Here is a 12,668-nt window from a genome sequence, read left to right on the forward strand (position 1 = left end):
CGTTATTTACCCCAAAGCAGTGAAGCGAGTCCGACAAAAAAGCCAATTACCGGCCGCTATCTTTGCTGAAAGCTGCCCCTATAGTCCCGAACAAATCCTCGATTCCGATTTTCTCCCCTGAAATTCTGGCAGATTTTTTCAGAAAACCCCTTGACAAATCCCCGCCCTTGACAGATACTTATATGTAGAATGGGAATCCGTGCCTGCCTGCAAACCCTCTTTTTTCAGGTCAAATAAGCGTCAAAAAAATAAAAACCCGATACCTGACCAATACCAAAGACTTATAAGAACAAGACTATCTTGCTTGGTTAGAAGAAACGGCCCAACAACTGCGACAAAGACGAACAGATGTATTAGATTGGGGAACCAACAGAGACATAAAGTAGATAGTTATCCCCTGCAATTACTCATTCATCTGCTTCTCTACCAATACCGGCCAATGTCTTTCCTACCGGCCAAATTCTGGCAGATTTTTTCAAAAAAATCCTTGACAAATCCCCGCCCTTGACAGATACTTATATATATAATGGGAATCCGTGCCTGCCTGCAAACCCTCTTTTTTTAGGTTAGATAAGCGTCAAAAAAATAAAAACCTGATAACCGATCCCTAACTACCTATAAGCTTTTCACCCAATCACTAATCAACCGGTTAACCTCTGTGGGAATTTCATCGTGGGGACAATGACCGGCAGTTAGATAATATTCTGTCAGAGAAGGATAGTATTGACGGAATTTGGCCCCGCGTTCCCTAGTATTCATCCAAGGGTCCCCTTCACCCCATAACATCAACAGGGGACAACTTAACTTTTGCAGGAGAATATCCACATTTTCCCCCCGGGGAGATTTAAACACAGAAGCAAAAACTTTGGCTGCTCCCGCATCCAGGGAAGGACGACGGATATCTTCTATTAACTGCTCAGTAATGGCACTGCGATCGAGATATACTTTCTCTAGGGTTTTGCGGATAGTTTTGGGTTGACGGGTATAGAGAAATAAGAGATAACTAGCCCAGGGTTGCAGCAAGACTGATCGCAGTAATTTTTGTGCTAAATTAGGCTGACGATTGCTTTCTGTATCGCTAAAGGGACCGGCACTATTGAGGAGAATTAATCCCCGAACATTCTCAGAGTGATTAGCAGCTACACAGAGAGAAGCGTAACCCCCCAGAGAATTACCCGCTAAAACCGTCGGTTGCCCCACAACTTCCTTGATAAAATCATTTAATTGTTGCTGCCAAAGATTGCCACTATAGACAAGATCCGGTTTAGCTGATCTACCAAATCCTAACAGATCGATCGCCCATACCTCCCATTCTGAGGCTAAACCTTGCACATTTTTTCGCCAATGGTCGGTGGAAGCGCCAAAACCGTGGACTAATAGTAACGGGGGTTTTCCCGCGACTCTAGTACCCGCTTGCACATAGTGTATAGAACTTCCTTGCCATTGCCAATTTTGCCTTGTCGTCAGGGCAGCTGTATTCATCGGCTGTTTTGTTAAGTAATGTGAATAATTCTTAGTCTAACCGATTGGGAAACTGGAGACAAAGCTAGAGATTTTTAGCCAAACCCCTTGACTGAAAAGGGAACTTGACATATGCTTATATATAGAGTGGAAATCCGTGCCTGCCTGCAAACCCTTCATTTTTGGGCAAATAACCCTAAAAAACACTCTCAAAAAAATCTTGAGCAGGATTAGTCTGCCGGTATGGGTGGCTAACCCTAGAGAATTACTCCTAAATAACAGCTATGAAGATTTTGACGATTTTACGGGGATTAATCGACGAAAATCCCTTAAGTCAGGCGGATCTAGAAGATTTACTAGAGATCGAATCCTTAAATTTTAGGGAGACTAACCCTCTCATCCTACAGGAAAGGGCGGAACTACTAATGATTCTCTGGCCGCGAGTCTGGCAAAAATGTCAGGAGTTAGGGATAAATCAGCCAAATCAGATTTTGATCAGCTGTTGGCGCTTTTGGATTCCTTGGGCGCTAGAGCTACGCAGCCACGCAAAACCGTTGATTCAAGGCATTTTGGCCCCTCAAGGCACGGGAAAGACCACCTTAACATCCATAATGTCGATTATTTTAGCCTATTTTGATTTAAAAGTAAATAATCTCTCTTTAGATGATATTTATAAGACCTATAATGAGCGAATAAAATTGCGTCAAAAGGATGAAAGATTGCGCTGGCGTGGTCCACCGGGTACTCATGATATAGCATTAGGAATTAAAGTTTTAGAACAGGTTTGTCAGCAAGAAAGTCCGATTTTAATCCCGCGTTTTGACAAGTCCCTGCATCGAGGACAAGGAGATAGAATTGCAGCGGAACAAGTGGAACGAGTTGATATTCTTTTTTTCGAGGGTTGGTTTGTGGGCATGAATCCAGTAGAAGAAACAGTCTTTGATCATGCCCCCGATCCGATTAATAGCGAAGAAGACCGACAATTCGCCAGGGATAATAATCAAAGATTGCGAGAATATCTACCCCTCTGGTCAAAAATCGATCGCTTACTGATTCTTTATCCCCTTGACTACCGTTACAGTTTACAATGGCGACAGGCAGCCGAAACAAAAGGAGGTATGACCCCATCAGAAATCGAGGAATTTGTCAAGTATTTTTGGAAAAGTTTACATCCGCAATTATTTCTCCCACCCCTGCTCAAACAAGCAGAGCTAGTGGTAGAGATTAATCGGGATCATAGTCTGGGAAAAATCAGTTATCAGTGAGCAGTAGGCAAGAGGCAAGAGGCAAGAGGCAAAAGAAAGAATCTGGCAATTCTCCTACCCAAAAAGAAGGTTAGAAACTAAGTCCATAAAATCTTCTAGCTTAACAAATTAGGTTTTAGATTCCGTCGAGTTAAAAGAAAGCTCCGAACTTGTCACTTAACAGACTGATAAGTAGTCGTGCAAAATTAATTTCCTAGTGAAGATAGGCAAGAGGCAAGAGGCAAGAGGCAAGAGCGGGGTTAGATATGTGTAATTAATTTTGCTTAGGTACTTAACTCCCATCTAATAACTGATAACTGATAACTGATAACTGATAACTGATAAAGCTTATGATTGAAGTCGAACATCTGAGTAAAATTTATGGTTCTACCACGGCAATCAGTGACGTGGATTTTACCGTAGAAAAAGGAGAAATTCTCGGTTTTTTGGGACCAAATGGAGCCGGAAAAACCACGACTATGAGGATTTTATCTGGTTATATTCCTGCCACAACGGGAACAGCAAGGATAGCAGGATACGATGTACATAAACAATCCTTAGAAGTGCGTCGTCGCATTGGTTATCTTCCTGAAAATCCCCCCTTGTATCCAGAGATGACCGTGGAAAGTTTTCTTGATTTTGTGGCACGGATTAAAGGCATCTCATCGGGGGATAGAAAAGCGCGGGTAGATTTAGTGTTAGGCAAATGTCAGTTACTAGAAAAAAGAAAAGTTATTATCCGCAAGTTATCCAAAGGTTATAAACAGCGTGTGGGAATTGCCCAAGCGATTGTACACGATCCACCGGTAATTATTTTAGATGAACCGACGGTAGGATTGGATCCGAAACAGATTATCGAGGTAAGAAATCTGATTAAAAGTTTAGCGGGAGAACATACAATTATTCTCTCCACTCATATTTTACCAGAAGTGAGTATTACCTGCGATCGAGCGACAATTATTAATCGGGGTCGCATCGTGGCCAATAATATTACTACCGCTACCCCTGCTGGTTCCAGTTATGAAATTGAGATCGAAGGTGATAGGGATTCCCTGCTAGAAATCCTGCAACAAATACCCCAAGTCGAACAAGCAGCAAAAGTCGGCGATAACCTGCTCAAAATTGTTGGTCAAGTGGGAACAAACCTAGGGGCAGAACTTGCTAGAATAGTTGTCAACAATGGTTATAACCTATTAGAAATGCGTCGCACCCGTAAAACCCTAGAAGATATCTTTCTGGAAGTAATCGGCAGCGGGGAAAGTAACCAGCAAGAGGAGAGACATGATCAATAATATCTGGGCGATTTTTCGCAAGGAATTTCAAAGCTATTTTACCGCCGCCAATGCCTATATCATTATGGGGATATTTTGGTTAGTAGCGGGATTTTTCTTTAACTCCCTTCTCTACGGCATTATTCTCGATGTTAGTATCCAGGAACAATCGGGATTTCTGGTAGCCAGAGATACGGTATCTGAATTTATGACCACTTTCATCGGCATTATTTTATCCTCTTTATTGTTGGTAATTTTGCCAGCCCTGTCTATGGGATTATACGCAGAGGAAAAAAAACAGGGAACCCTAGAACTTTTAGCCACTTCCCCCCTGACTAATTGGAGTATAGCCATCGGTAAATTATTGGGAGTGCTGGCCTTTTTTACCGTGATGATTACCCCCCTCTGGATTTACGAAATAGTGGTTTTTAGTACCGCAGTTCCCCCAGTAAATATAGCCAGTATTTTACTAGCTCATCTAGGATTAATTTTACTGGCAGCGGCCATCCTAGCCATCGGGATGTTTATATCTTCCCTCACCAATAGTTCTATCCTTGCTTACATCATCACCTTTATCACCATCTTATTTATCTGGATACTGGATGTAATTGCTAACAATGCCGAAACCTTCTTTCGAGATCGCATCGGAGGAGAAGTGGGAGAACAGATCGGATTTTTCCTGAAAGAATTACTATCCCATCTATCTTGGTATCAACCCTTTAACAATTTCGTGCGGGGAATTTTTGACAGTAGTAGTTTAGTCATCCTCCTCAGTTATATTCTGCTGGGAATCTTCCTAACTACTCAAGCGATCGAAGCGGACCGTTATCAAAGAAACTAACTATGAGATCCTGGCAAAAATACGGTAAATTTCTCTATATACCCGCCCTATTTCTGGGTAGTGCCGGCTTAACCGTGGGGTTAATCTCCGGTCAATGGTCATCCCTCTCTCTGGGGTTATTAATTGCCGGAGCTATTTTGTTTCTAGGGTGGCTGTTGTTATTAGTAATCACTTCCAAAGACTTTTGGCAAAAAAGAAGTACCCGCACCGGCACTCAAACCCTCATTACTACTATTATTGTCCTCAGCGTTATTGGTTTAATTAACTTTCTCGCCCTCCGTTATCCCTATCGAGTTGATTTAACCGAAAACCAAATCTTTAGTTTATCCCCCCAAACCGAAAGACTATTAACCAATCTGTCAAAACCCGTCAAAGTCTGGATTTTTTCAACCCGGGGAATCAGTGGCAACGAAGAGGAACTTTTAGCCAATTATCAACGCAAAAACCCCCAATTTCAGTACGAGATAGTTAATCCCGAGAAAAAACCCAATATTGTCCAAGAATTTAAAAAACTAGCTGATGATAATCTGTCTAGAGTCTATCTACAGTATGGTGACAAAAAACAACCTCTAAAAACTATTAGTGAAGAGGAAAGTCTCACCGAAGCGAAACTGAGTAACGCCATCGAAACCGCTAAAACCGATCGCACTTTAACCGCTTACTTTCTGCAAGGTCATGGAGAAAATGCCATCAAAGAACCTCAAGGGGGTTTAGGACAAGCAGTCAATAGTTTAGAAGCAAAAGGTTATCAAGTAGAACCACTTAATCTAGTGGAACGTTCCACCATTCCCAATAATGCCGATGTCATTATTATTGCCAGTCCCAAAAGAAAAATATTTCCCCAGGAAGTCACCGCTTTAAAAAACTATCTTGAGCAAGGGGGCAAAATTTTATTAATGATTGACCCCCAAACCGAAACCGGATTAGAACCCTTATTAACCCCTTGGGGTGTGAAACTGGATAATCGGATTATTATTGATGCTTCCGGTGCCGGGGAAATTATCGGTTTAGGTCCGGCTAGTCCCATTATTACCAATTACGGCAATCATCCGATTACTCGCGATTTTGCCAACGGTATTTCTATCTTTCCCTTTGCTCGTCCTATCGCTACCGTTCCCATCGAAGGAATTGAAGCCGTATCTTTAATGATTACTAATGATAAAATGTGGGCTGAGAGTGATTTAAATGATCAGAATCTCCAGTTTAACCCTGAAAAAGATTTAGCTGGTCCCTTTGATCTAGGAGTTGCCCTGACGGGAAAAAAAGGTAAATTAATCGTGATTGGTAATGCCAGCTTTGCCAGCGATGGACTGTTTGAACAACAGTTAAACGGAGATATATTTTTAAATTCTGTGCAGTGGTTAGCCAGTGGTGAAACAGCCACCTTATCTATCCGGGCCAAGGAACCAGAAAATAGAAGAATTAATTTAAATCCCCTGCAAGCTAACGCTATTTTTTGGATAGCGATGGTAGTGATGCCTTTAGTAGGATTTACCCTAGCTGGATTGACTTGGTGGCAACGTCGTTAATCGAGTTAGAATCTAGAAAAATCATCTCTCTTATTCCCCTAACTGCCATGACCACAACCCAAACTATCCCCCAATTGTTGACTTTTGATGACTATATTAATCAATATCCCGATGATGGACAACAATACGAATTAATCGCAGGAAAATTATTGGCCATGATGCGACCGATCGGAAAACACGAAGAAATTGGCGGTTTTATGACCATCGAGTTAGGATTGGAGATTAGAAGACGGCAATTGCCCTATTTTATCCCCAATACTGCGGCAGTAAAACCCCTTCGCCCCCATACAGGTTATCTACCCGATATTATTGTCTTAGACAGAGAAAATCTAGTTAACGATCCCTATTGGGAAACCGCTTCCTCAATTTCTCTGGCAACATCAGCTAAATTAATTATTGAAATTGTCAGTTCCAATTGGCGAGATGATTATCTGAAAAAATTCGACGACTACGAACAATTAGGAATTGCCGAATATTGGATTATCGATTATTTAGCCAAAGGTTCGGCCCGATATATCGGCAGCCCCAAAGAACCCACCATTTCTATCTATCAATTAATCGATGGAGAATATCAAGGTAATTTATTTAAACAGGATCAACGTCTTATTTCAGGGATTTTTCCAGAGTTAAACCTCACTGCTAATCAAATTTTTTGTGCTAGAGCTTAAAGAAAAACCCGTATTTTTAGATTGGACTTATGGTAAAAATCAAAAACTTACCTGAGAGTAAGGAGTCAGGAGCTTATAATAGAAAACAACTCAAGATCGGAGAAATCAATCAATGTTTGCCACAATAGAAGATAAACAAGCTCTTTCCCTCGAAGTATTTCTTGCCCTTCCAGAAACTAAGCCTGCTAGGGAATATTATCATGGAATTGTCACTCAAAAACCTATGCCCAAAGGAAAACACAGCATCTTACAATTTGAGTTAGCCTCTGCCATTAATCAACAGACTAAACCTCAAAAATTAGCTTATGCTCTACCTGAATTGCGTTGTACTTTTGCAGAACGTTCAATTGTGCCAGATATTGCGGTGATTCGTTGGGAGAATTTGCCAAGAGATCTAGATGGAGAAATGGCCGATCAATTTTTACGTTATCCCGATTGGATTATTGAAATTATGTCTCCTGAACAATCTGTTACCTTAGGGATGGAAAAGATTATTTTCTGTTTACAACAAGGAACAGAATTAGGTTGGTTGATTGATCCTTCAGCCAAGTCAGTCACCGTTTTTCAAACAGGATTACCGAAAGTACATATTGCAACTGAAGGAAATAATGAGCCTTTAGCAGTGATTAAAGGATTAGAACGTTGGTCAATATCAGCAGTGGATATTTTTGCTTGGCTAAAGGTTTAATTTGTTCTGTCAGCATCCTTTGGTTTATCAGTTTATTCCAGAAGAGTAAAGTTGTCAAAGTTATACGGATGTGGACTCATTATGAATAACCCCTCTTATTTATTTTATACTGGTAACATTAATGATTGATTTGGATTGTAAAAATTAGGAACATGAAAGGCTTATGGTATAAGACTTTTGCCTTCCGCAAAGCGGTATAAATCCCCTCAAGATAACATAAAAATACGATATAAATACCCCCTCAACTGACTGAATGAAGGGGGTATTTGTGGTATTTTTAGAAGCAATTTAGCCTACTTTTGTGGTTTCTTTTTCGGTGGATTGGGAGGGTTTTAGTTTAGGTTTGAGTATCTCGATTATTCTAAATTTCGCTTTTTCCAGTAATCAGGTTTACGTTTTCCATGTGCGATCGCAACTACCCAGATAAATGCTTCAAATTCTACATAAAAGATGATGTAAGGAAAACGGCGAATGAGATAACGGCGCATCCCTTCGATAGTATGGGCTGTTCCCAGATTAGGGTTAATTTTAATTTTTTCGAGAGCTTGTTCAATTTCAGATAGTAAATCTAGCCCTAATCCTATCTTTTGCTTCTCATAATATTGAATAGCATTGTCAAGTTCTCGTCTTGCTTCACTGTGAATAATAACAGGTTTCACGAATATTTCTCTCGTAATTCCAATAATACTTTATCCGATGGTTCACCCTTGGCTGTTCCAGCATAAATTTCGGCTAATCTTTGAGTTAATTCTCTATCCCAAGCATCTAAAACATTGTCATCTACACCTTCATCTAAGGAATGGATGAGAAAGTAAGCCAGTTCAGCGCGATCTTGCACAGAAAGTTGAGCAAGTTCTATTTTGAGGGTTTCTGCTGTTTTAGTCATCTTGAAAGCATCTATAACCAGTCATCTTAGATTGTAGCAGCTCTCGGCTTGCAAGATAAACCATCCTCCTTAAAATCATGAGAATTGAGAGAGTTATGCCAAAAATACCCCCTCAACTGACTAAATGAAGGGGCATTTATGGTATTTTTAGAAGCAATTTAGCCTACTTTTGTGGTTTCTTTTTCGGTAGATTTGGAGGGTTTTAGTTTGCGCTTCACGGTTGAAGCTGCACCGAGAGTACCGAGAGCGAGGAAACCGAGGGTTGAGGAAGGTTCGGGGATAGTATCTCCATCAGATGCAGCTATTACAAATCCAGAGCCAGTATAAGGATTCGCTGTAAACCAGCCTACTGAAGAAGAAAAGCTTACTGGCGTAGTACCGACGATAACACCAGGTAAGCTTGACGATATTCCATTTACAAAGTTAAATGAATCACCAGCTTGAAATTGGGTTAGTGATGGAATCCATTGATTTAGATCAATTCCTATGAATAAGTTTGTTGAGCGACCTGAACTAAATAGTAATGGAGCCAAAAACTCGTTGCTATTTATAATTGCTAAGTTAGAAAGACTACTATTGATGTAATTTTCAAGAAAAAACGAGCCACTAGAACCACCGACAAATCCAAATGCTGTTTCTGAAATAACTCCAGGATCATCAATAATATAATGAAGATCTGTTAAGTAATCTGGAATATTAAATCTAATATGTGACTCATCCCCTGGAGCTATTACCACAGGAAAAGGATAAATTGAGCCTAAATCTAACTCTCCACTTATTGTTTGCACAGTTCCTCTCACATCAACTGTTACAAGATCATCTTTTTCATTCTTAATTCTTAATGAACTTTTGAAAGCAAGACTTGGCTCAATATTTACTAAAATTCCAATAAATGTAGCACAAGTGGTTAAGGCAAAAAGCTGTTTAGCAATAATCATTGTTTTTTGAAATTCGATAAAGTCTAAGGCGGACAATAAAACAATACACACTCCCCCCCCACAAATGTATCAAAAGCTACAATTTAATAAATCTTTATATTCCTTTCCCCGATTAGCGATTCACAGGGGAAGATTGAGATATTCCCTCTTTGCGAACTATAATCCAAAAAAAAATTAGTAGTGAAAAAATTCAACCAAGCGATCAGCTACTAACATTGCCATTTGTTCGTCAAGACGGCTAATTTGAGCAACGATTCGGGTTTTGTCGATCGCTCTAATTTGGTCTAAGGCAATACTACCTCGCACATTTTCTTGGTCAATCGGGATTCTGGTGGGGTATTTTTTGACTGTGCTGGTGATGGGAGCGACGACTACTGTTCTCAACCGAGCATTAATCTCGCTAGGGGAAACAATAACACAAGGTCGGGTTTTTTGCAGTTCGGAACCCCTAGTCGGATCGAGTTCCACTAGAACCACAGCAAATCTTTCTACCATTGATTTTCTTGCTCGAACTCGTTTTCCACTCCTAACCAATCCTGTAACTCTGCTTCGAGCGGTTCGTCATCAAATAATTCAGTCCACCCCTCTCTCACCTTCTTTTTAGCACTCAGAATAATTTTTTTACCTTCGACTATCGCTTCGACTTCATCAGTGAGTTCGCACTGTTCCATAATCGCTTGAGGAATTGTAATTCCTTGAGAATTGCCGATTTGTATGATTTTCAGCAACATTTTTGACTGCTTGGTAAATACATTGTCATTATATCAATCAACCGCTTAAACAGCCCCACCCAACCCCAAAGGCAGACAACAGAATCATACACACTATCCCCATCAAAAAAGTATTAAAAACTACAATTTAATAAATCTTTACATTCCTTTCCCCGATTAGCGATTCACAGAGCAAAGAGTCTCAGGTGTTTTCCCCTGTTTTTTTTACTCCTTCTCAGGCGAACTATCCTCATTCCGTGAGATATTGTGGCGCAGTATGTCGGATTCGCCTTTGCCTTCTCCCTTGACTGATCCTCAACTCGATCGCAAACTAAATTAAACAGGATTACCTCGCACCAACCAGCTGATAGACTAGGGATACCAGCTTTCATTTTGGAGTGAGAGAGTGGTTAAGTTAACCGATTCCCAAATTGATCAAGAAATTGGCAATATTGTCAGTCAATTCCAGCTTTATCAATGTTATGAATGTGCTAGAGCAGTAATGCAGTGGCTAACAGACAACGAAATTGAGGGGAAAGTGATCGAACTGAAAACGCGCTATCATGACGAAGATTATATCATTAGCGATCGCATAGGGAATGATCAATCAATTACGATCAATGGAAAACATTATGGGGTAGAAGTAAGGGGAAGAGTATTTGATAATCTGTCTCCTCAAGGGATGACACGAGATGATTGGCTGAAAGATTTTCATTGCCAAAGTGAAGAGTTTATAATTACTGAAGCAGGAGAAGGGTAAAGATGGAAGTAAAAGGCGGATTATTTGAGATTTTGTCTAAGATTAAAGCTAGACCTGGACTGTATATTGGTCGTCCTTCCCTGTCGGATTTGTTTATGTTTTTAGTGGGTTATAAAACTGCTAGACGGGAGTTAGGAATTGAACCGACAGCCGAAGAAATCAGATTCTATCAAGAGTTTCATCAGTTTGTTGAAAACAAATACAATCTTCATACATCTAATGCTTGGGCTAAAATTATCCTGCTCTATTGCCCCGATGAAAAGCAGGGATTTGAGCGTTTTTTTCAGTTACTAGGGGAGTTTCAACAACTTGGCAGTCAGGAAATTCCTGCCGATGGGATTGAGGATCAAGAGATTATTATAAGTCGTGTCAGCTAGTGCGATCGCAAATCTCATATCTCAGGTCAAACAACAGCCCAACCCAACGCCAAGAACGGACAGCAAAACAATACACACTACCGCACTAAAAACTGTATTCTAAGCTACAATTTAATAAATATTTTACAAATCTTTACATTTCCCTCCCAATCTCTATCAAGAAAACCCAGAACCAGAATAAACAATCCCCAGAAGACGAGACAGAGAAACCCGATCCGACTTCAGTAGTGCAATCGCAGCATCCGTAACTTGTCCCCTCACCTCTGAAAACCCATGCTATCCTTGAGGTATTCCCCCAAAATCCTCAAATCAAATCGTGATGAACAATGCTGGCCTAGATACCAATTCTCCTTTGTTGCAAACCCTTCAGACATTACCTGTCCAACAACAACAAGAAATTCTCGATTTTTTGGAATCTATAGTCAATCAACACCATCAAACCCAAATAACCCCAACAGGTAGAATTGCGGGATTATATCAAGGTCAAGGCTGGATCAGCGATGACTTTAACGAACCCCTAACCGATGAACTCTTGCCGCCAACTTAACCCATGCAACTTTTATTAGATACCCATAGCTTTATTTGGTGGTCAATTAACTCAGAAAAACTATCACTAACCGGGCAAGATTTGTTATTTGATCGAAATAATCGCTTATTTTTAAGCGTTGCTAGTGTCTGGGAAATGCAAATAAAACTGCAACTGGGAAAATTACAACTTAACCCATCTTTACAGGAATTAATTAAAAATCAAATAACCATTAATAATCTAGAAATACTTTCTATTGATCTAGCTCATATCTGGACACTAGCAACCCTTATCCACTATCATAAAGACCCCTTTGATCGACTTTTAATATCCCAATCAATAACCGAAATTATGCCTATTCTGAGCGTTGATGAAATATTTGACCGTTACCCCGTTCAAAGAATTTGGTAAATTTCCCAAAATGTCAGGCGATCGCCCCCCCCACATCCAGGTCAAGCAACAGCCCAACCCAAGACTAAAAGGAGATGGCAGAATGATACACACTCCCCCCCCACAACTGTATCAAAAGCTATAATTTAATAAATCTTTACATTCCTTTCCCCGATTAGCGATTCACAGAGCAAAGAGTCTCAGGTGTTTTCCCCTGTTTTTTTACTCCTTCTCAGGCGAACTATCCTCATTCCGTGAGATATTAGAACTCTTGCAAATTAATTATATGTTATAATGATGGGTTAACTAATTTTCCCCAAAAAATTAGTTAATCAGTACATTTGTCCTGAATGAAAACTTGAAGTTTAACTTTTAACTC

17 protein-coding genes and 1 pseudogene are annotated in these 12,668 nt (G+C 40.2%); 12 read left to right on the plus strand and 6 right to left on the minus strand.

What is annotated here, in order from left to right:
- Both IM500_RS01185 and IM500_RS24390 read left to right on the plus strand, forming a co-directional pair.
- Positions 1 to 121, plus strand: a 121-nt coding sequence (locus IM500_RS01185) for a DUF29 family protein (protein WP_353737887.1), incomplete at its 5' end; no start/stop codon positions are given.
- 142 nt (positions 122 to 263) lie between these two features.
- Positions 264 to 439, plus strand: a pseudogene (locus IM500_RS24390) (DUF29 family protein); the annotation flags it as partial.
- Between the two features lie 176 nt (positions 440 to 615).
- Here IM500_RS24390 and IM500_RS01195 read toward each other — a convergent pair.
- Positions 616 to 1,482: an alpha/beta fold hydrolase gene (locus tag IM500_RS01195; RefSeq protein WP_287737458.1), complete on the minus strand. Its 867-nt coding sequence runs from the start codon at positions 1,480 to 1,482 to the stop codon at positions 616 to 618.
- A 263-nt stretch (positions 1,483 to 1,745) separates the two neighbouring features.
- On the opposite strand from IM500_RS01195, the gene IM500_RS01200 reads away from it, so the two are divergent.
- The 6 genes from IM500_RS01200 to IM500_RS01225 all read left to right on the plus strand — a co-directional run bounded on the left by IM500_RS01200 (position 1,746) and on the right by IM500_RS01225 (position 7,702).
- A complete protein-coding gene (locus IM500_RS01200) occupies positions 1,746 to 2,726 on the plus strand; it encodes an ABC transporter ATP-binding protein (protein WP_287737459.1) in 981 nt (326 codons plus the stop codon).
- A gap of 329 nt (positions 2,727 to 3,055) precedes the next feature.
- The gene (locus IM500_RS01205) at positions 3,056 to 3,997 is read left to right on the plus strand and encodes an ABC transporter ATP-binding protein (RefSeq protein ID WP_190718733.1); all 942 of its coding nucleotides are present in this window, start codon (positions 3,056 to 3,058) and stop codon (positions 3,995 to 3,997) included.
- Positions 3,987 to 4,817 carry an ABC transporter permease gene (locus tag IM500_RS01210; RefSeq protein WP_190718731.1) on the plus strand — a complete coding sequence of 277 codons (831 nt, stop codon included), beginning with the start codon at positions 3,987 to 3,989 and terminating at the stop codon, positions 4,815 to 4,817. The genes IM500_RS01205 and IM500_RS01210 overlap by 11 nt, the downstream gene beginning before the upstream one ends.
- Positions 4,818 to 4,819: 2 nt before the next feature.
- Positions 4,820 to 6,346 carry a GldG family protein gene (locus tag IM500_RS01215; RefSeq protein ID WP_002757413.1) on the plus strand — a complete coding sequence of 509 codons (1,527 nt, stop codon included), beginning with the start codon at positions 4,820 to 4,822 and terminating at the stop codon, positions 6,344 to 6,346.
- A 47-nt stretch (positions 6,347 to 6,393) separates the two neighbouring features.
- Positions 6,394 to 7,014: a Uma2 family endonuclease gene (locus IM500_RS01220; protein WP_079208955.1), complete on the plus strand. Its 621-nt coding sequence runs from the start codon at positions 6,394 to 6,396 to the stop codon at positions 7,012 to 7,014.
- Between the two features lie 112 nt (positions 7,015 to 7,126).
- Complete coding sequence (locus IM500_RS01225; RefSeq protein ID WP_002798432.1) at positions 7,127 to 7,702, plus strand: Uma2 family endonuclease; 576 nt, start codon at positions 7,127 to 7,129, stop codon at positions 7,700 to 7,702.
- Positions 7,703 to 8,058: 356 nt separating this feature from the next.
- Here the strand turns inward: IM500_RS01225 and IM500_RS01230 are convergent, their stop codons facing one another.
- The 5 genes from IM500_RS01230 to IM500_RS01250 form a co-directional block, all read right to left on the minus strand.
- Positions 8,059 to 8,361 carry a type II toxin-antitoxin system RelE/ParE family toxin gene (locus tag IM500_RS01230; RefSeq protein WP_002798430.1) on the minus strand — a complete coding sequence of 101 codons (303 nt, stop codon included), beginning with the start codon at positions 8,359 to 8,361 and terminating at the stop codon, positions 8,059 to 8,061.
- The gene (locus IM500_RS01235) at positions 8,358 to 8,588 is read right to left on the minus strand and encodes an addiction module protein (RefSeq protein WP_147068726.1); all 231 of its coding nucleotides are present in this window, start codon (positions 8,586 to 8,588) and stop codon (positions 8,358 to 8,360) included. Before IM500_RS01235 ends, IM500_RS01230 begins: the two co-directional genes overlap by 4 nt.
- A gap of 158 nt (positions 8,589 to 8,746) precedes the next feature.
- Complete coding sequence (locus tag IM500_RS01240) at positions 8,747 to 9,526, minus strand: PEP-CTERM sorting domain-containing protein (RefSeq protein WP_261779250.1); 780 nt, start codon at positions 9,524 to 9,526, stop codon at positions 8,747 to 8,749.
- Between the two features lie 174 nt (positions 9,527 to 9,700).
- Positions 9,701 to 10,021 (minus strand): type II toxin-antitoxin system PemK/MazF family toxin, encoded by a 321-nt coding sequence (locus IM500_RS01245; RefSeq protein ID WP_002784949.1) that lies wholly within the window; start codon positions 10,019 to 10,021, stop codon positions 9,701 to 9,703.
- On the minus strand, positions 10,015 to 10,257 hold the full coding sequence (locus tag IM500_RS01250; protein ID WP_190723626.1) for an AbrB/MazE/SpoVT family DNA-binding domain-containing protein: 243 nt from the start codon (positions 10,255 to 10,257) through the stop codon (positions 10,015 to 10,017). Before IM500_RS01250 ends, IM500_RS01245 begins: the two co-directional genes overlap by 7 nt.
- Positions 10,258 to 10,642: 385 nt before the next feature.
- Here IM500_RS01250 and IM500_RS01255 point away from each other — a divergent pair, with 385 nt between their 5' ends.
- The 4 genes from IM500_RS01255 (at position 10,643) to IM500_RS01270 (ending at position 12,310) form a co-directional block, all read left to right on the plus strand.
- Positions 10,643 to 10,996, plus strand: a complete 354-nt coding sequence (locus IM500_RS01255; protein WP_002798426.1) for a papain fold toxin domain-containing protein — start codon at positions 10,643 to 10,645, stop codon at positions 10,994 to 10,996.
- Between the two features lie 2 nt (positions 10,997 to 10,998).
- Positions 10,999 to 11,373 carry a hypothetical protein gene (locus tag IM500_RS01260; RefSeq protein WP_012265286.1) on the plus strand — a complete coding sequence of 125 codons (375 nt, stop codon included), beginning with the start codon at positions 10,999 to 11,001 and terminating at the stop codon, positions 11,371 to 11,373.
- 319 nt (positions 11,374 to 11,692) lie between these two features.
- Positions 11,693 to 11,920 carry a DUF2281 domain-containing protein gene (locus IM500_RS01265; RefSeq protein ID WP_002784946.1) on the plus strand — a complete coding sequence of 76 codons (228 nt, stop codon included), beginning with the start codon at positions 11,693 to 11,695 and terminating at the stop codon, positions 11,918 to 11,920.
- Positions 11,921 to 11,923: 3 nt separating this feature from the next.
- Positions 11,924 to 12,310, plus strand: coding sequence for a type II toxin-antitoxin system VapC family toxin (locus IM500_RS01270; protein ID WP_079208957.1), 387 nt, complete (start codon positions 11,924 to 11,926; stop codon positions 12,308 to 12,310).
- Positions 12,311 to 12,668: the final 358 nt, after the last annotated feature.

Origin of the sequence: Microcystis sp. M179S2 (assembly GCF_020245805.1) — a bacterium.
Taxonomy (GTDB): Bacteria; Cyanobacteriota; Cyanobacteriia; order Cyanobacteriales; family Microcystaceae; genus Microcystis; species Microcystis aeruginosa.